General features: G+C 72.2%; 15 protein-coding genes. 6 read left to right on the top strand and 9 right to left on the bottom strand.

The window, feature by feature from the left end; genetic code table 11:
• Positions 1–9 precede the first annotated feature (9 nt).
• On the top strand, positions 10–882 hold the full coding sequence (locus M1P99_RS24200) for an aldo/keto reductase (protein ID WP_304454874.1): 873 nt from the start codon (positions 10–12) through the stop codon (positions 880–882).
• Between the two features lie 20 nt (positions 883–902).
• On the opposite strand, the gene M1P99_RS24195 is transcribed toward M1P99_RS24200, so the two are convergent.
• Entirely contained in the window at positions 903–1,508 is a 606-nt protein-coding gene (locus M1P99_RS24195) for a TetR/AcrR family transcriptional regulator (RefSeq protein WP_304454873.1), read from the bottom strand.
• 97 nt (positions 1,509–1,605) lie between these two features.
• Between M1P99_RS24195 and M1P99_RS24190 the strand changes: the two genes are divergently transcribed.
• Positions 1,606–2,649 carry an aldo/keto reductase gene (locus M1P99_RS24190; protein WP_304454872.1) on the top strand — a complete coding sequence of 348 codons (1,044 nt, stop codon included), beginning with the start codon at positions 1,606–1,608 and terminating at the stop codon, positions 2,647–2,649.
• A gap of 24 nt (positions 2,650–2,673) precedes the next feature.
• Here M1P99_RS24190 and M1P99_RS24185 read toward each other — a convergent pair whose 3' ends face one another.
• The 4 genes from M1P99_RS24185 to M1P99_RS24170 all read right to left on the bottom strand — a co-directional run bounded on the left by M1P99_RS24185 (position 2,674) and on the right by M1P99_RS24170 (position 6,585).
• Positions 2,674–3,195 carry a GNAT family N-acetyltransferase gene (locus M1P99_RS24185; protein ID WP_304454871.1) on the bottom strand — a complete coding sequence of 174 codons (522 nt, stop codon included), beginning with the start codon at positions 3,193–3,195 and terminating at the stop codon, positions 2,674–2,676.
• A gap of 100 nt (positions 3,196–3,295) precedes the next feature.
• Entirely contained in the window at positions 3,296–4,201 is a 906-nt protein-coding gene (locus tag M1P99_RS24180) for a carbohydrate ABC transporter permease (RefSeq protein WP_304454870.1), read from the bottom strand.
• Entirely contained in the window at positions 4,198–5,064 is an 867-nt protein-coding gene (locus tag M1P99_RS24175; protein ID WP_304454869.1) for a carbohydrate ABC transporter permease, read from the bottom strand. Before M1P99_RS24175 ends, M1P99_RS24180 begins: the two co-directional genes overlap by 4 nt.
• 189 nt (positions 5,065–5,253) lie before the next feature.
• Positions 5,254–6,585 carry a sugar ABC transporter substrate-binding protein gene (locus M1P99_RS24170; RefSeq protein ID WP_304454868.1) on the bottom strand — a complete coding sequence of 444 codons (1,332 nt, stop codon included), beginning with the start codon at positions 6,583–6,585 and terminating at the stop codon, positions 5,254–5,256.
• 379 nt (positions 6,586–6,964) lie between these two features.
• On the opposite strand from M1P99_RS24170, the gene M1P99_RS24165 reads away from it, so the two are divergent.
• Together M1P99_RS24165 and M1P99_RS24160 are read left to right on the top strand one after the other, a co-directional pair.
• The gene (locus M1P99_RS24165) at positions 6,965–8,359 is read left to right on the top strand and encodes a hypothetical protein (protein ID WP_304454867.1); all 1,395 of its coding nucleotides are present in this window, start codon (positions 6,965–6,967) and stop codon (positions 8,357–8,359) included.
• A gap of 75 nt (positions 8,360–8,434) precedes the next feature.
• A complete protein-coding gene (locus tag M1P99_RS24160; protein ID WP_304454866.1) occupies positions 8,435–9,424 on the top strand; it encodes a LacI family DNA-binding transcriptional regulator in 990 nt (329 codons plus the stop codon).
• Positions 9,425–9,440: 16 nt separating this feature from the next.
• Here M1P99_RS24160 and M1P99_RS24155 read toward each other — a convergent pair whose 3' ends face one another.
• Positions 9,441–10,193, bottom strand: coding sequence for a thioesterase II family protein (locus M1P99_RS24155; RefSeq protein ID WP_304454865.1), 753 nt, complete (start codon positions 10,191–10,193; stop codon positions 9,441–9,443).
• Between the two features lie 644 nt (positions 10,194–10,837).
• Positions 10,838–11,047, bottom strand: coding sequence for a hypothetical protein (locus tag M1P99_RS24150; RefSeq protein ID WP_053619961.1), 210 nt, complete (start codon positions 11,045–11,047; stop codon positions 10,838–10,840).
• Between the two features lie 450 nt (positions 11,048–11,497).
• On the opposite strand from M1P99_RS24150, the gene M1P99_RS24145 reads away from it, so the two are divergent.
• Together M1P99_RS24145 and M1P99_RS24140 are read left to right on the top strand one after the other, a co-directional pair.
• A complete protein-coding gene (locus M1P99_RS24145) occupies positions 11,498–12,502 on the top strand; it encodes an arabinan endo-1,5-alpha-L-arabinosidase (protein ID WP_304454864.1) in 1,005 nt (334 codons plus the stop codon).
• 255 nt (positions 12,503–12,757) lie between these two features.
• Positions 12,758–15,970 carry a bifunctional cytochrome P450/NADPH--P450 reductase gene (locus M1P99_RS24140; RefSeq protein ID WP_304454863.1) on the top strand — a complete coding sequence of 1,071 codons (3,213 nt, stop codon included), beginning with the start codon at positions 12,758–12,760 and terminating at the stop codon, positions 15,968–15,970.
• Positions 15,971–16,129: 159 nt separating this feature from the next.
• On the opposite strand, the gene M1P99_RS24135 is transcribed toward M1P99_RS24140, so the two are convergent.
• Together M1P99_RS24135 and M1P99_RS24130 are read right to left on the bottom strand one after the other, a co-directional pair.
• Positions 16,130–16,753: a TetR/AcrR family transcriptional regulator gene (locus M1P99_RS24135; RefSeq protein ID WP_304454862.1), complete on the bottom strand. Its 624-nt coding sequence runs from the start codon at positions 16,751–16,753 to the stop codon at positions 16,130–16,132.
• Positions 16,754–16,865: 112 nt separating this feature from the next.
• Positions 16,866–18,314 (bottom strand): BNR repeat-containing protein, encoded by a 1,449-nt coding sequence (locus M1P99_RS24130; protein WP_304454861.1) that lies wholly within the window; start codon positions 18,312–18,314, stop codon positions 16,866–16,868.
• Positions 18,315–18,351: the final 37 nt, after the last annotated feature.

Below are 18,351 nucleotides of genomic sequence, written 5' to 3'. Positions count from 1 at the left end.
GGGGGCCACGTGATCGACGTACACAGCAATGCCGCGCGGGCGGGGACCTTCGCGCTGGGCGGGGACCTGCCCGTGCACCGGCTCGGCTTCGGCGCGATGCGGATCGTGGGCGAGGGGGTGTGGGGTCCGCCCCGCGACCGGGACGAGGCCCTGGCCGTCCTGCGCCGCGCCGTCGAGCTGGGCGTCTCGCTCATCGACACCGCCGACTCCTACGGCCCGGCGATCAGCGAGGAACTCATCCGCGAGGCCCTGCACCCCTATCCCGAGGACCTGGTCATCGCGACCAAGGCCGGCCTGGCGCGCACCGGCCCGTCCCAGTGGCACCGCCTGGGCCGCCCCGAGTACCTCAAGCAGCAGGCCGAGCTCAGCCTGCGCCGACTGGGCGTGGAGCGCCTGGACCTGTTCCAGCTGCACAGGATCGACCCCGATGTGCCGCTCGCCGACCAGCTCGGCGCGCTGATGGAACTGCGCGCGCAGGGCAAGATCCGGCACATCGGGCTCAGCGAGGTGACCGTGGACGAACTCTCGGCCGCCCGCGCCATCGCGCCCGTCGCCTCGGTCCAGAACCGCTACGACGCCGCCTTCCGCGAGCACGAGGACGTGCTCGACCAGTGCGAGCGCGACGGGATCGCCTTCCTGCCCTGGGCGCCGGTCGCGCGCGGTGAGCTGGCGGGCCCGGGGTCGCCCCTGGCCGCGATCGCCGCCGAGCACGCCGTGAGCCCGGTCCAGCTGTCCCTGGCCTGGCTGCTGCACCGCTCGCCGGTGATGGTGCCCATCCCCGGCACCTCGCGCGTGGCCCACCTGGAGGAGAACACGGCGGCGGCCGCCGTACAGCTGACGGAGGACCAGACGGAGCGGATCGGCCGGTTCCTGGGGGCCTAGCCCAGGGCCCGCCCCCGGGGTCACTCCGACACGAAGACCCCCGCCCGGGCCGCCTCGACCGCGGCCCGGGCCCCGCGCTCAGCGGCGGCCTCGTCCAGGGGGTCGCCGCTGGCCAGCAAGCGGTAGTACAGCGGTGCGGAGACCGCCCGGACCACCTCGTCGGCGTCGGTGCCGGGCGGGACCTCGCCGCGCTCGACCGCCTGGTCCACGCACGGCGCCCACTCGGCGATCCTCGCGGCGTAGAAGCGGTGCAGCGCGTCGGCGGTGCGGTCGTCGCAGGCCGCGGCGGCGATCATCGCCTTGAACAGCGCCCCCTGGCGGGGATCGACCAGGGTGCGGCGCACCAGGCGGGCGTTGGCCAGCAGGTCCTCCAGCAGCGATCCGGTCTCCACCCGCGGCAGGGACTGTTCCGCCATGTCCTCCAGCAGGTCCGCGACCAGCGCGGGCACACTCCCCCAGCGGCGGTAGACGGTGGTCCTGCCGACCTCCGCGCGCCGCGCCACGTCGGCCAGGTCGAGGCCGGCCATCCCGTGTTCGGCCAGGGCGTCGCCCGCGGCGGCCAGGACCGCGGCCCGGACCCGCGCGGTGCGCCCTCCGGGTCGGACGCTTCCCGGTTCAGCAGCCATAAAGGGACTCCAGTTCCATTAAAGCCTCGGTCGTGCTAGCGTACGAGCCATCTTAACGGAACATTAGACCCGTTAGTGGTCTCTGTAGGAGGACTCCATGCGATACCGCACCCTGGGCGCCAGCGGCCTGCGCGTACCCGAACTGAGCCTGGGCACCGGCACCTTCGCCGGACACGGCCCGCTCTTCAGCGAGTGGGGCGGCACCGACGTCGACCAGGCACGACGCCTGGTCGACATCAGCCTCGACGCGGGCCTGACCCTCTTCGACAGCGCCGACGTCTACTCCGACGGAGCCGCGGAGGAGGTCCTCGGCGCCGCGGTCAAGGGCCGCCGCGACCAGGTCCTGCTCTCCACCAAGTTCGGCCTGCCCATGGGCGAGGGTCCCCAGGACGCGGGCGCCTCGCGCTCCCGGGTCATCCGCGCCGCCGAGGACGCGCTGCGCCGCCTGGACACCGACCGCATCGACCTGCTCCAGCTGCACGGGTTCGACGCCGCCACCCCCGTCGAGGAGAGCCTCTCCGCACTCGACACCCTGGTCCGCGACGGCAAGGTCCGCTACGTGGGGGCGTCCAACTTCGCCGGCTGGCAGCTGATGAAGTCGCTGGCCGCCGCCGACCGGCTGCACCTGCCGCGCCACGTCGTCCACCAGGTCTACTACTCCCTGGTCGGCCGCGACTACGAGTGGGAGCTCATGCCGCTGGGCCTGGACCAGGGCGTGGGCGCGATGGTGTGGAGCCCGTTGGGGTGGGGACGGCTCACCGGCCGGATCCGGCGCGGGCGGCCCCTGCCCGAGCGCAGCCGCCTGCACCGGACCGTCGAGCTGGGACCGCCCGTGGCCGACGGACTGCTCTACGACGTGGTCGACGTCCTGGAGGAGATCGCCGAGGAGGCCGGCCGCAGCGTCCCCCAGGTCGCGATCAACTGGCTGCTGCGCCGGCCCACGGTGTCCTCGGTCATCATCGGGGCGCGCGACGAGGAGCAGTTGCGCGAGAACCTGGGCGCGGTCGGCTGGGAGCTCACCCCCGCCCAGGTCGAGCGCCTGGACGCGGTCAGCCACCGGCCCGCCCCCTATCCCCGGTTCCCCTACGAGCGCCAGGAGGGGTTCGCGCGGATCGACCCGCCGCTCTTCGCGCGGCCGTGACCGCGCTGGTCCGGCACGCGGGCCTCAGGCGGGACGCATGCGGAAGACCTGCAGCCGCATGTCGTAGTACTTCTCCGTCTCGCCCACCCACTCCATGCCGAGCCGGCGCGCCACCGCGATCGCCCGGGTGTTGTTGGGGCGCGCGACGGCGAACACCTCCTCAATGCCCTGCTTGAACGCCCAGTCCATGAGCGCCTGGCTCGCCTCGGTGGCGTAGCCCTGCCCCCACACGTCCGGGCGCAGGGCCCAGGTGAGCTCGAAGTCCTCCTCGAACGGCGGCAGGAGCTTCAGCGACAGGCCGCCCACCAGCTCCCCGTCGGATTCGCGGACGATCGCCCAGCGGCCCGCCGGCGGGACCAGGTTCGGCCCGGCCTCGATCCATGCGTGCAGTACCGAGCGCATCGCGTCGACGTCGTTCACCGGTTGCCACTCCGGCGTCAGCCAGTGAGCGACTTCCTCGGCCCCGTACACCTTCAGGGCGGCCTCGGCATCGCTCAGCTCCCACTCCCGGATACGGAGTCGGTCGGTCGGCAGCTCAAGTCCCATACCACAAAGGTAACCCGGTTCGAACCACCCGGACAGGGGGGTGTGCCTTGTAACCGCACCCCCCGTCCGGTCGGCGGACCGGGCTCCGGCCCCGGCGCTCTCAGCCCTTGAGGCCGGTGGAGGCCACGCTCTGCACGAACCAGCGCTGGAAGACGAGGAACACGACGAGCATGGGCAGCACCATCATCACGCCGAACGCCATGATGTCCCCCCACTGGAAGGGCGGCTGTCCCTGGTAGACGCTGATCGCCAGCGGGAGGGGCCGCACGGCCGGGTCGCTGACCATGAGCACCGGCCACAGGAACATCCCCCACTGGGTGAGGAAGGACAGGATGGCCACGGTCGCGAACACCGGTTTGCTCATTGGGACGATGATCCGCACGAAGATCCGCAGCGGCCCCGCGCCGTCCATCCGGCCCGCCTCCTCGATCTCCTTCGGGATCTTCAGGAAGAAGGAGTAGAAGAGGAAGACCGAGAAGGCGTTGGCGATCAGGGGGACCGACTGGACCGCCAGGGTGTTGCGGAAATCGTTGAGCAGGTAGAAGAGCGGTACCGCGATGGCCTCGAAGGGCAGCACGACCAGCGCCAGGACCAGGATGAGAACGGCGTCGCGTCCCCGCCAGCGCAGACGGGCCAGGGCGTAGGCGGCCATGGAGTTGACCGCCAGGCCCGCCAGGACCACGACGCCGGTGACGATCACCGACGTGCCGAGGAAGTCCAGGAAGTACCCGGTGCTCGGATCGTCGAAGGTCGCGAAGACGTCGGCGTAGTTGTCCAGGGAGAGGTTGCTGGGGACGAAGCCCCCCAGACCGTCGAGCACCTGGTCGTCGGGTTTGAGGCTGCCGACGAACATGTACAGGATCGGCGAGGCGAAGACCAGCGTCACCGCGCCCATCAGGAAGTGGTCGAGTGCTCGGCGCAGGAACGCACGCCGGCGGCGGGCCGGTCGGCGGTGCGGCGGCCGCACCCGTGCGGGCGCGGTCGGCCGGTCGGCGAGCACGGTCATGAGATCTCCCGTTCCTGGGTGACGAGACGGCGCTGGAGCAGGGTGAGGCCGAGGACGACGACGAAGAGCACCACGGTCATCGACGCCGCCCGGCTGACGTTGCTCTCCGCGAACGCGGTGGTCACGGCCAGGTGCATCACCGTGCTGGTCGCACCGTCCGGGCCGCCCCGGGTGAGGATGTACACCTGGTCGAACAGGCGGAACGACAGGATCGTGGTGACCAGCGCGACGAAGACGAGCGTGTTGCGCAGGCCCGGCAGGGTGACCGCCCGGAACCTCTGCCACCGGCCGGCCCCGTCGACCTCGGCCGCCTCGTAGAGCTGGTCGGGGATGCCCTGCAGGCCGGCGAGGAGGATGACCATCTGGAAGCCGACCCCCTGCCACAGGGACAGCAGCATGATGGAGGGCATGGCGGTGCCCGCCTCACCGAGCCAGTCGTGCGGAGAGAACAGGCCGAAGCTCGCCGCGCCGAGAACGGCGTTGAGGATGCCGTCCGGCCCGGGGTCGAAGAAGAGCCGCCAGACCGTCGCGATCAGGGCCATCGGAAAGACGACCGGCATGAAGAAGAAGGTCCGGAACACCGGCATCCCGCGCAGCGGGCGGTTGAGCAGCAGCGCCAGCGCCAGGGCGGCGACCGTCTGGACCGGCACGATCACGGCGGCGAACAGGACGTTGTTGCCCAGCGCCCGGTAGAAGTCGCCGCTGAACTCCGGTGAGACGAGGATGCGCCGGTACTGCTCCAGGGCCATGAAGTCGGGCGGCCGGAAGGAGTCGAGCCGCACGTTGAACAGGGACAGCCCGATGGCCATCGTGAAGGGCAGGGCCGCGAACAGCACCAGCCCGGTGACCGCGGGCAGGGCCATCAGTGGACCCGCCCACGTCTGACTCCGCGGCCGGCGGCGCTGTCGGTGCGCGCGCGGTGGAGCGGGAGCGGTCATGAGAAGTCGTCCTTGGGTTCGGTGGGTGTGAGGGGCGGTCGGTCCCGGGCCGGGCGCGCCGCCGCCGTGGCGGCGGCGCGCGGACGCGGCCCCGGCGCGGCCCGGGGGCCGCGGCTAGCGGATGCGGAAGGAGTCGTTGTCGGCGAAGTCGGTGTCGATCGCGGTGGCAGCACCGTCGAGCGCGTCGGCGGCGTCCGCCCCGTCCCAGATGGCGGCGAAGGCGTCGGCGAACTGGCGGGTGATCACCGGGTATCCGGCGGTCACCGGGCGGGGCACGGACACGCAGTCGGCGGTGACGGGGCCGTCCCCGCAGGTCGCCGCCAGCTGGTCGGCGAACAGTTCCAGATCCCCGCCGGGTCCGTAGAGGTCGCTGGACGCGATGGCGGTCGTGGTTCCGGGCGGTGCGCCGTTGGCGGCCGTCATGACGGCGACCTGCTCGTCGGCCATGAGGAAGTCGATGAACTCGCCGGCGGCGGAACCGTTCTCGGAGGTGCCGGCCACACCCCAGGCCCAGGAGCCCTGGCCCGTCTTGACGCCGTGGCCGAAGTCGGGAAGCGGGAGCACGACGAGGTCCTCGCCCAACGCCTCGGAGTAGTTGGGGTACTCCCAGTGCCCGACCAGGGACAGCGCGACCTCACCGGAGGCGAACGCGTCGTCGTCGGTGTTGGCGTCGGTGTAGTCGGCCCATTCCTGGACCAGGCTCAGTGCCTCGACGGTGGCGGGGGTGTTGAGCGCGCCGTCGGCCGTGTCGCCGTCGATCAGTGCGCCGCCCGCGGACCAGACCACGGGGCTGAAGGCGTACGTCGTCCACTCGCTGCCGGAGCCGAAGCCGTAGTTCTGCTTGACGTCCAGGACACGGCCGTCCCCGTCCTCGGCGGCCAGGTCCGCCAGCGCGGAGGTGAACTCCTGCGCGGTCCAGGCGTCCTCCAGGCCCTCCGGGTAGTCGATCCCGGCCTCGTCCAGAAGCGCGGCGTTGCCGTAGACGCCGAGCGCGGAGTCGAACATGCCCAGGCCGTAGAGGGACCCGTCGAGGGTGCCCTGGGCGAGGATCGACTCGGTGGCGTTGGTGCGGGTCTGCTCCGACACGAAGTCGTCGATCGGGGAGAGCTTGCCGTTGTAGACCAGGCTGGCCATGGTGGGGCCGTCGAACTCGACCACGTCGGGCAGTTCGTCCGGGCTCGCCGTGGTGAGGGTGGTCGTGTAGTCGGCCTCCGGAATGAGCGTGAGCTCCACGGAGATGTCGGGGTTGGCCTCACCGAACGCCGTCACGGCGTCCTGGATGGCGACGACCTCGCGGTCCTGGCCCTGGTGGGCCCAGACGGTGATGACGCCGGCGCCGTCGCCCGCCCCGGCGGCCCCTCCCCCGGTGCCGCACGCGGCCAGGGCGAGGATCGGGACCGACAGCACGGCGGTGGCGCGCAGGGCGGCGCGTGGTCGGTTTCGCATGGATCGCACAGTCATCTCCTCCAAGCGGGCACCCCGGGTGTGCCGGCCGCGTGTGGCGGCGGTGCCGCCGCATCTGAAGGACCGCGGGCCGGACCGGGATGCCCTGTGAGCTGTGCCACCCAACGCTAGCCACGCGCAACAGGAATGCAATCGCTTACATTGACTCGTTGCGAGGACGTAATCAAACTTGCACCACACGCACACGGACGACCACATCACGTCACACAGACGGTTTCCAACTGGGGGTATAGAGTCTGCCATCAGCAGGGAGTGACTCCTTGCTATGATGTAAGCGATTGCATTATTAGGGTGCTGCGTGGCGTGCTCGGCCCCGGGGCCGCACCGCCGCGACGCCGACCACGGAGAGGACCGAGCGACCATGCGCTACGCACCCCCGGGGGCCTGCCTCAACGACTTCGCCGTCGTCGAGGGACCCGCCTACGTCCTGCTGCACCTGCAGGCCCCGTGGATCGAGCACCCCGACGTCAGCCTGTTGGAGACCTCCTACGGACGGGCGGTCTCCCACGACCTCGTCCGGTGGGAGCCGCTCGCACCCGCCTTCGGCGTGGGGGCGCCCGGGGCGTTCGACGACGCCAGCGTGTGGACGATGCACCCGCTGCGTGTCGGGGACGGGTGGACCATGGCCTACACGGGGGTGCACGACGACGGGGACAGGCGTCAGGCCGTGGGACTGGCACGGACCGGCGCCGACGACGGCTCGGGGTGGCGGCGCGTCGCCGACGTGGTCGTGCGCCCGGACGCGCGCTGGTACCGGACCGGCGCGGAGGAGGCGTGGCGGGACCCGTGGATCGTGGAACCCAAGGGAGGCCTGTTCGGGTTCCGCTACGCCATGCTCGTGTGCGCGCGGATCGCTGACGGGCCCGTCGAGGACTCCGGCTGCGTCGGGCTCGCCGTCTCCGACGACCTGGAGCACTGGACCGTCCGGCCGCCCCTGCTCGTGCCCGGCGACATCGACGAGCTGGAGTGCCCGGTCCTCGAACGCGTCGAGGGGGGCTGGCTCCTGCTCGGCTCCATCGGCTCCTCCCACCACATCGAGGCGTGGAGGGCCGACCGGCTGGACGGGGACTGGGAGCGGCTCGGCCCCCTCGCACCGCCCGGACCCTACGCTCCGCGCCTGGTCGACGGGCCCGGGGGCGAGCGCCTGCTGTTGCACACCGTCCAGCGCCGGACCGGGCTGGACGACGGCGGCACGCCGTGCCGGGGCATGCTCGCCCAGCCCAAGGTCCTGGAGACGGGGCCGGGAGGCCGTCCCCGGCTCGCCTGGTGGCGGGGCGTCGAGCCGTACCTGGGGCCGGTGACCGACCCCGATGACCACGTATGGAACGCCGTCGCGGACGCCGCTCTCGGGGGAGAACCGGCCCGCCTCGTACTCCGGGGCGGGTCGGGATTCACCGTGGACGTCACACCCGAGCGGCTGCGCGTCCGCGGCGGCGCGGACGGCCCCGTACAGGAGACCGTGTTCGCGCGCCCGGTCGAGCGGCTGCGCGCGCTCCTGTTCGGCGAGTACCTCGAAATCTACGCCGACGGTGAGTTCGTCGCCTGCGCGATGTCCTACGGTCGCGCGCCGGGCGCCTGCCACGCCCGTACCGTCGGCGGGCGCCCTCTCGCTCTGCGCGTCCGCCCCCTGCGCGACCCCTACGCCGACCGCGACGACGTGTCGGTCGCGCTGCGCTCCGACGCGCGCGCCGCCGCGCCGCCGGAACCGGCGCGCACGCGGCCCGAGCCCGCGCGTCCCCAGGGCGTGGCGGACTAGGATGCGCTTGGCCGCACGACCGGCCGGGGCGGCCGACGAGTGGGAGGAAGCGCAGTGGGAGCGAGTCTTGCGGATGTGGCCAACCGTGCCGGGGTCTCCACGGCGACGGTCTCGCGTGCCCTGCGCGGGCTGCCCAGTGTCGCCGAGGGGACACGGCTGCGGATCGTGCGCATCGCGCGGGAGCTGGACTACACCATCACGCCGAGTGCCTCCCGCCTGGCCAGCGGACGCACCCACACGATCGCCGTGGTGGCGCCCTACGTGAACCGGTGGTTCTTCGGCCAGGTGATCATGGGCATCGAGGAGGTCCTGCGAGCGAAGGGCTTCGACCTGCTGCTCTACAACCTGGCCGACGCCACCAGTCGCGACCGCTTCTTCGAGGCGATGCCGCTGCGGCGCCGGGTGGACGGCGTGGCCGTCCTGAGCATGCCGCTCTCGGCCGAGCAGGCCGCCGCCCTGTCCGGGCTCGACGTCCCGCTGGGGCTGGTGGGCACGGAGATGGAGGGCTTCGCGTGCGTGCGCATCGACGACGTGGCCGGCGCCACCAGCGCGATGCGGCACCTGACCATGCTGGGCCACCGCGACATCGCCCATATCAGCGGCGGCGGGCCGGTGGCGCACAGTTTCACCACACCGCGCGACCGCGCCCGCGCCTACCACGACGTGCTCAAGGAGGCGGGGATCGCCCCCCGCGCCGACCTGGAGGCCGTCGGCGACTACACGGTCGCGGGAGGCGAGCGGGCCATGAGCACCCTGCTCAGCGGCCCCACACGCCCCACCGCGGTCTTCGCCCAGTCCGACGAGATGGCCTTCGGGGCGCTGCGGGCGATCCGCCACAGCGGCCTGCGCGTCCCGGAGGACATCTCCGTGGTCGGCTTCGACAACCATGAACTCGCCGGGGTGATGGAACTGACGACCGTCGAGCAGCCCGTGGCGGAGCAGGGCAACCTCATCGGCCAGATCCTGCTCGACCTGCTCGAATCCGGTGGGGCACCGCCTCCGACCATGATGCTGCCCACACGGTTGGTCGTGCGCGGCAGTACCCGCCCCCTGCGGCCGGAGTGACCGGGGGCGCGGCCGGTCAGACGGAGACGGGCTCGGCCGCGCGGACGTCCTCGGTCAGGCGGGCGGCCACCTCGCGCAGGCGGCCGACGAAGTAGAAGTGGCCCCCGGGCAGGATGTGCGTGCGCACGGGGCCCTCGGTACGGCCGTGCCAGGCGGCCAGCCGCGACGGGGGCATCCCGCGGTCGTCCTCGCCGCCCAGCACCGTCACGGGATGGCGCAGCGGGGGCGTCCCGGGCCCGGGGCGCCAGGTGTCGACGACGGCGAGGTCGGCGCGGATGAGGGGTTCGGCGGCCCGCCACCGGTCGGGGTCGTCCAGCACGGAGGCGGGAGTGCCGCCCATGCGGGCGACCGACGCACGCAGGCGGTCGTCGGTGAGCCGGTGGCGCGGCCGGTCCCACTCGGCTCCGGGCGCGGGACTCCAGGCCGAGACGCCGAGCCAGGAGGGCGTGGGGCCGTCGGCCAGGCGCAGCGCCATCTCGTAGGCCACCAGGGCGCCCATGCTGTGGCCGAAGAGGCCGAAGGGCCGGTCCAGGTGGGGCCGTAGGCGCTCGCACAGGTGGCGGGCCAGCGCGCGGGCGTCGGTGAAGGGTGCCCGGTCCGACGAGCGACCGCGTCCGGGCGCCTCGACCAGGCACACGTCCCAGTCCGCCGGGAAGTGGCGGATCCAGGCCCGGTATCCCTGCGGGGAGCCGCCCGCGTGGTGCAGGAGGAAGAGCCGGAACCGGCTGTGGGGAACGGGTCTGATCCGCGTCAGGACGCTCTCGTGCACTGTTCCTCCCATCGCTCTCCGATCCGACCTCCGGGCAAAGCTACCAGTCGGTAGAACTTGCCGGTAACCAGCGTTCGCGCTGGCGGGGCGGGTCCGCCCGACACGGAGCACCCGGTCGGCTCCCCCTGGCCGCGGCCCCGCCGAACCGCCGCGTGGAGAACCCGCGACCACCGCACAGCCTTGACCCACTTCTCCTACCTGGACAGAGGGCTTATCTCCTCCGCGGAAGCCGGGCCGGATGCCCGCCGCTCGCGTACCGGCACACCCCCGGCCCGCGAGCGCGCGCCGCGTTCGGGGCGTCCCGGTGTCGTGCCCTCATCGGCGCGCCCTCATGCGCACTGTGACGAACACAGCCCTCCACGGGACCATCCATCCCACGCGGCGGCGGCCCCGCTCCACCGGCTGAGACGTTCGAAACGACCGCTCCGGTGGCCGGCGATGCACACACACCGAACGCCCGCCCCCTCCCAGGGGCGGGCGCGGGCCGCCCTGCGCCACACGCCGCCCCGGGGACCGGAGCGGCGGCCACCTGCCGCGGCCCGGACGGGGGCGTCCGGCAGGATCACTCGTCACCAGGGGCACCCACCGGCGTGCACTGGACTCGTGATCGCTCGTGCGGGTGCGTCGGTCGCGGGACGCTTCCGCTACTCCGAGGGCTCGGGCAACGGCGGGCACTCCACGCTCGGGTTCACCCCCAGGTAGTTCAGCGGGCCCACGAAGATGGTGCCGAACGTGTGCCCGACGGTCGAGCACGAGGCCTCATCACGGAAGAACAGGCCGCGTTGGAAGGCGGCGACCAGCCCGATCAGCAGCCACAGGACGACCAGGGTCGACAGGACGATCCGTAAACGCACTCTCTGCCTCCGGGGGGTGGGGGGTGCCAGGGGGGCGTGGGTTTCGACCAAGACCTACCCGCACCGCGTGGATCCCCAACCAGGCGGGGGCTTCCGGCACACGCGAACGCGCACGTGTGCGGAAAAGGAGGGTTGACGCGCACCGGACGCCACCTTACGATGACCGAACAATTACGAAGCGTATTCGTAATGAGGAACGGCGACCGCCGAACCGACCCCCTACCCCCCACGACACACCACCCCCCGTGTCCGACAGGGCGCCCGGCGGACCACCGGGCCGAGGCGGCCCGGACCCGCGACGCGTGACTCCCGTCGCCCTTCCCCACCGCCACCCGCACCCCACGGACTCCGCACAGGAGCTTCTCCGCTGAATGTTAGCGCTAACAGCCCGGCTGCGGTGCTCCGCGGCCCCTGTCGGTCAGAACGCCCACCGAGCCGAGGAGGCTCCCCATGACACGACACCCCCGCACACCCTCCGTGTTCCCCTCCCGACGCACGATGCTGGGCGCGGCCCTGGCCACGGGAGCGCTGTCCGCGGTCCCGACCATGGCCGCCGCCGCTCCCGCGCCCGCCGACTACCCCGGCCCCGGCGTGGTGACAGGGGACATCAGACTGCACGACCCGTCCTTCGTCAAACGGCCCGAAGGCGGCTATCTGGTCGCCCACACCGGCCACGACGTCGCACTGAAGACCTCGGCCGACCGGACCGCCTTCAGGGACGCGGGCACGGTCTTCCCCGGCGGCGCCCCCTGGACCACCCCGTACACGGGCGGCGACCGCAACCTGTGGGCTCCGCACCTGTCCCATGCCAACGGCCGCTACCACCTCTACTACTCCGCTTCGAGTTTCGGCTCCAACCGGTCCGCGATCTTCCTGGCCACCAGCACCAGCGGGAACTCCGGAACCTGGCGCGACGAGGGCCTGGTCATCGAGTCGTTCACCTCGAACGACTACAACGCCATCGATCCCCACCTGCAGGTGGACACGCGGGGCCGGTGGTGGATGGCCTTCGGCTCGTTCTGGTCGGGCCTCAAGATGGTCCGGATCGACCCGGCCACCGGCAAGCGCTACGACGGAAACCTGTACTCGATCGCCGGGCGCGGGGGCGGAGCCATCGAGGCACCGACCCTCTTCCACCGCGGCGGCTGGTACTACCTGTTCGTCTCCTTCGACCTGTGCTGCCGCGGCGCGGACAGCACCTACCGCATCATGGTCGGCCGCTCCAGGAGCATCACCGGCCCCTACCGCGACCGCAACGGCACCGCGATGACCTCAGGCGGAGGCACCGAGGTCCTGTCCGGGCACGGCGGGATCCACGGCCCCGGCCACCAGGACGTCTTCGCCGACACCGACAACGACATCCTCGCCTACCACTACTACGCCGACGACGGCACGGCACTGCTGGGGCTCAACTGGCTCGGCTGGGACTCCTCCGGCTGGCCCTACGTCCACTGACCCGCCCCGCTCCCCGCACCGGACCGCTCCGGTGCGGGCGAGCCCGGCACACCGTTGGGGCGGGGCCCGCGCCGGGCCCGGTCATGGTGGGGCCCCGGCGTTCGGCCCGGGCCGCGCACCACGACACCCCTCCCCCGCCTTTCATTCCTTCACCCGACCGTGTCATTCAACACAGTCACTCGACATGTTCGAGTGACTATGTCACTCGTATGGTGGTCTGCGAGCGACGGAAGACGCGGAACGAAAGGCACTCCCATGACGCAGGCATCCGCTGCCGCGGCCCGGACGATCCCCGAGCGCCCGGCGCTGCCCCTGGTCGGCCACGCCCTCGGCATCCCGACGGGGATCGACGGCCTCATGCACCTGATGAAGGAGTTCGAGGAGATGGGGCCGGTGTACCGGGTCCGCGCCTTCGGGTCCGAGAACGTCTTCGTCGGTGGCGCGGACCTGGTGGCGGAACTGGCCGACGAGACCCGGTTCCGCAAGAACGTGCACGCGGACCTGGTCGAGATCCGCCAGTTCGCCGGGGACGGCTTGTTCACCGCCTTCCACCACGAAGCGAACTGGCGCAAGGCACACGACGTCCTGATGCCCGCGTTCTCACTCGGGGCGATGCGCGACTACCACGCGACCATGCTCGACGCCGCCCACTCCCTGATCGACACGTGGGACCGGGCCGCCGGTGCACGGCCCGTGGACGTTCCCGAGGACATGACCCGGCTGACGTTCGACACCATCGGCCTGTGCGGCTTCGGCTACGACTTCCAGTCCCTGCACCGGGACGAACCGCACCCCTTCGTCGGCGCGATGTCACGGGCACTGGCGTTCGCCCAGAGCAAGGTGGAGTCCGTTCCGGGCGCGGAGCTGTTCAGGCCGAAGCAGGCCGAGCAGTACCGCCGCGACGCCGAGCTGATGACGGACCTGGTCGACGAGGTCATCCGGCGGCGCAGGACCACCGGCGACACGAGCGCGGACGACCTGCTGGGCCGGATGCTGAACACCCCGGATCCAGTGACGGGCGACCTGCTGGACGACGCCAACATCCGCAACCAGGTGATCACGTTCCTCATCGCCGGGCACGAGACCACCAGCGGCGCGCTGTCCTTCGCCCTGTACTACCTGACCAAGCACCCCGAGGTGCTCGCCCGGGCCCAGGCCGAGGTGGACGCCCTGTGGGGGGACACCGACAACCCGCACCCCGGCTACGGCGACGTCGGCAAGCTCACGTACATCCGCCAGGTCCTCAACGAGAGTCTGCGGTTGTGGCCGACCGCACCCGCCTTCGCCGTGGAGCCCATCGAGGACACCGTCATCGGGGGCCGGTACACCGTGCGCGGGGGCGAGACCCTCATGGTGCTCACCCCGGCCCTGCACCGCGACCCCGCCTGGGGTGAGAACGTCGAGCTGTTCGACCCCGAGCGCTTCACCCCCGAGCGGGAGGCGACGCGCCCGGTCCACCTGTACAAGCCGTTCGGCAGCGGTGAACGCGCCTGTATCGGCCGTCAGTTCGCGCTGCACGAGGCCACCCTGTTGCTGGGGCTGCTCGTGCACCGCTACCGGCTGATCGACCACACCGACTACCGGCTGAAGATCAAGCAGACCCTCACCCTCAAGCCCGACGGGTTCACACTCATGCTGGCCCGGCGCACCAGCGGCGAGCGCCGCCGGCCCCCCGCGACCCCGCACAGCGCCACCGCCGGCCGGGCGGAGCCCACCGAGCGACGGGCAGCCGGCACCGCGCTGACCCTGCTGCACGGCTCCAACCTGGGCACCTGCGCCGGTATCGCCCGCGATCTGGCGGTGGAGGGCGACGCGTACGGGTTCGCCCCGTCCGTCGCCCCCCTCAACGAGCACGCCGGCGGGCTGAGCTCCGCCGCGGGCCCGGTGGTGATCGTGGCCGCCTCCTACAACGGCAGGCCCACCGACGACGCCGCCGAGTTCGTCGCCTGGACGGAGGGGCTCCGGCCAGGCTCTCTCGACGGTGTCGCCTACGCCGTGCTCGGTGTCGGTGACCGCAACTGGGCGGCCACCTATCAGCGCGTCCCGGCCCTCATCGACGAGCGCCTGGCAGCGGCCGGCGCCACACCGCTGGTGCCGCGCGGCACGGCCGACGCGTCCGGGGACTTCACGGGTGCCGTGGACCGGTGGACGGGCGCCCTGTGGACGGCCCTGCTGGAACGCGACGGTGAGCCGGTGTCCGCGGCCGCGGACACCGACGAGCCGGGCGAGGACCGGGGCCTGTACGAAATCGAGGACACCACCGACTCGGTCACCGGCGGACTCACGGCACGGCACGGCGTGCAACCGATGGAGGTGCTCGACGCGCGCGAGCTCGTCGACACGGACCATGAACTCGGCCGGTCCAAACGCTTCGTGAGGCTGCGGCTGCCCGAGGGCGTCACCTACAGGACCGGTGATCATCTGGCGGTCCTGCCCGAGAACCCGGACGCCCTCGTCCGCCGGGTCTCCGCGCGCTTCGACCTCGACCTGGACCGCACCGTCCGCCTGCGGGCCCGCCGCCGCAGCCGCAACGCCCTGCCCGTCGACCGCCCGCTGACCCTGCGCCGACTGCTGACCGACTTCGTGGAACTGCAGGTCCCCGCGACCCAGGACCAGGTCGCCGTGCTCGCCGAGCACACCGTCTGCCCGCCCGAGCAGCGCCCCCTGGCCGAACTCGCCGCGGCGGTTCCCGACGCCTTCCGTGAGCGGGTCACCGACGCCGGACTCAGTGTCCTGGACCTCCTGGAGCGCTACCGGTCCTGCGAGCTGCCCTTCGCCCGCTTCCTGGAATCGCTGCCGGCCCTGCGCCCACGCCGCTACTCGATCTCCTCGTCCGCCAGGAAGTCCCCCGGGGAGGTGGACCTCATGGTGTCCCTGCTCTCCGCCCCGCACCGGAGCGGAGAGGGCACCTTCCACGGCATCGCCTCCCACCACGTCCGGACCGTGACGGCCGGCGACACGCTGCAGGCCCGGGTACTGCCGTGCGGCGAGGCGTTCCGTCTGCCCGAGGACCCGTCCGTGCCGGTCATCGTGGTGAGCGCCGGCACCGGGCTGGCACCCTTCCGCGGCGCGATCCTCGACCGGCTGCACACGGGGAGGACCGGGACCCTGCTGTGCTACTTCGGCTGCGACCATCCCGACGTCGACTACCTCCACCGCGAGGAGCTCGCCCGCGCCGAGGCGGCCGGGGCCGTCAGTATGCGCCCCGCCTTCATGCACGCGCCCGAGAACGGAGCCCGGTTCGTCCAGGACCGCATCATGCGCGAGAGCGCGGAGGTCTGGTCCGTGCTGGAGGCCGGTGGCCGGGTCCACGTCTGCGGTGACGGCCGACGCATGGCCCCTGCCGTGCGGGAGGCCTTCCGGGCGGTCTATCGCGAGCACACCGGCGCGGACGATGCAGGGGCCTCCGCCTGGCTGACCGGGCTCATCGGGTCCGGGCACTACGTCGAGGACGTCTGGGCCGGCTGAGCGTGCCACCCTGGACCGCTCGGCCGCCACGGCCCCGGACGGTCGGGTCCCGGCGGCCGCCGTGACGCGCAACGCCCGCGTGCTCGGACGGCCGACACCGCGTCCCACCGGTGGCGGGGCCGACCCCGCCACCGGGGCCCGGACCTCTCCGCCGCGGCGTCAGTCCGTCGGTACCTCCACCAGGTCGAGCCGTCCCCCGGCCAGAGCCAGGGTCGCGGCGACCAGAGCCCGCAGGCTGGCGTGCTCCGCCGACTCCTCCGGTGCGTAGAGGTGCTGCATCGTCAGCCCGTCGAAGCCGGCGAGGAAGAACCGGGCGACCGCCTCGGCGGGCTGGGCGAGCTCGTAGCCCGTACGCGCCGCCGTCTCGGTGACCATCCTCGCCGTCAGCTCGGTCACCCCTTGGTAGTGGGTCCGGCGGGCCCGGCCCAGGCGAGGGGTGCGCAGGGCGAACATGGTCAGCTCCGTGAGCAGGTGGTACCTGGCCGCGTCCTCGCGCATGGTGCGCCACAGGGCGCCGGCCAGTGCGGTGATGGTCTCCTCGAAGCCGGCGTCCTCCGGAGCCGCTTGCTCGACCCGCGCGATCAGGTCCTCGGTGAGCCGGTCCATGACCGCCAGGTACAGGTCCTCCTTCGTTCCGAAGGTGTAGTGGACCGTGGCCTGCGCGACACCGAGCTCCGCGGCGATGGCGCGCGTGCTGCCGGCGGCCATGCCCTCCCTGGTCATCAGGCTGATGGCCGCGTCGATCAACTGAGGGCGGCGCTCAGCCGCGGGAACGTGAGCCATATCCGCACCCTATCGACTCAGTCCATCGAACAAGTCAGCGGAGGAATCCGGAGCGCGCAGGCCGGAACCGCGTGCCGGGGCCCGGGCACGAACGCACGGGCCCCGGGCGGGGTCAGCCGAGCCGGAAGTCGGCGACCCGGATGGGAGTGGAGGGCCGGTCGCCCGCCTCCTGGTACATGATCGACAGCACGCCCTCGGAGGCGACCCTGGACTCGTCCACGAGCACCTCTCCGAAGGCGTCGATGTCCGAACCGTCGTCGACCATCGTCCAGTCCGTCCAGCCGGACTCGGCGGTCGCCGCCATGATCCGGCCGAAGGGCATGACCACGTAGGCGGTGTCCTCGTCGGTCATGACCAGCCGGGACCGGCCGAAGGCCTGGAGCGGCTCGGGGATCTCCGTCTTGTGCCACTGGCCCGCGTCGTCCTGGTACAGGTGGAAGACGTACCCCTGGTTCCGGCGGTCGCGGGCGAAGTCGGTGGAGCAGTGCCCGAACCGCCCCGGCCGGTAGCTGATCAGGACGTGCGGGTTGCCCTCGCCGTCGACCGCCTGCGACTCCTGGTTCATCAGCGCGTAGTTCAGCGGCAGGGGGTCGACCACGTGGCCGGGGGTGTCCACGGACACCCGCTGCGAGGTGCCGGTGACCGCGGCCACGGAGCCGTCGTCGGTGCGCCAGGTGCGGCCCTCGTCGTCGCTGTAGACGTAGCCGGTGTCGTGGTTGGACAGTCCGCCGGGGTGGCAGAGGATGTCGCCTCCCGCGGCGGTCTCGCGCCAGGTGAACGACGCGTGCAGTCGGCCGTCGTCGCCGTAGCCGATGCCGTGCAGGTACATGTTGCGGCTGGTGCTCACCGCGCCGTTGGCCGCGTAGGAGCCCTCGGGGGAGGACCACGCGCCCAGGTGCGTCCAGTGGCCGTCGCCGCCGTCGTCCCCGTCGTACTCGGCCAGCTCCAGGGTGCCGTTGCCGGATCCGCCGGTCCGGTAGGCGAGCTGCAGCCCGTCGTCGGGGGCACTGATGAACCGGGGGTAGGTGATCGATCCGAGGTCCAGCCCGGCCAGGTCCCGGCTGATCGGCTCGAAGGAGTCGAGGGACCAGGGGGCGTCGCCGGACAGCAGGCCCTCGGCCGAGCGCGTGTAGTAGACGCGGTTGTTGTGGGTGTCCATGGCCACGTGCAGGCTGCGGTCCTCGGCGGACACGCCCAGCGAGATGCTGTTGTGCGAGTCGTCGACGCTGAGCCGGTGCGGCAGCTCCAGGGTCTGCCATTCGCCGCCGTCGAGACCGCGGCGGGCCAGGACGGCGTGCCGGGTCTCGGTGTACCAGGCGGCGTACTGGTGGTCGCCATGGGTGATGATGCCGGACTGCTGGTAGGAGCCGTTGTTGACGAGTCCGTCGTAGGAGACGAAGTACAGGGCCCGCTCGTCCAGGGTCTGCTGTCCCAGGGGCGTGGCCGAGGGTTCGGCGGCCGCGGCGGCCGGGGACCCCAGGGCGCCCGCGAGGGGGACGGCCAGCGTCAGAGCCAGCGCCGAGGTCAGGAGGCGGGTGCGGGGGGCGGTGCGGGGGGACATCCGGAAGCCTTTCGACAGGGGGAGCGGGTCGGTGTCG

The organism is Nocardiopsis sp. YSL2 (assembly GCF_030555055.1).
Classification (GTDB): domain Bacteria; phylum Actinomycetota; class Actinomycetes; order Streptosporangiales; family Streptosporangiaceae; genus Nocardiopsis.
The sequence above is the reverse complement of the archived record's forward strand: the minus strand, read 5'-3'. Positions and strand labels throughout refer to the sequence as shown.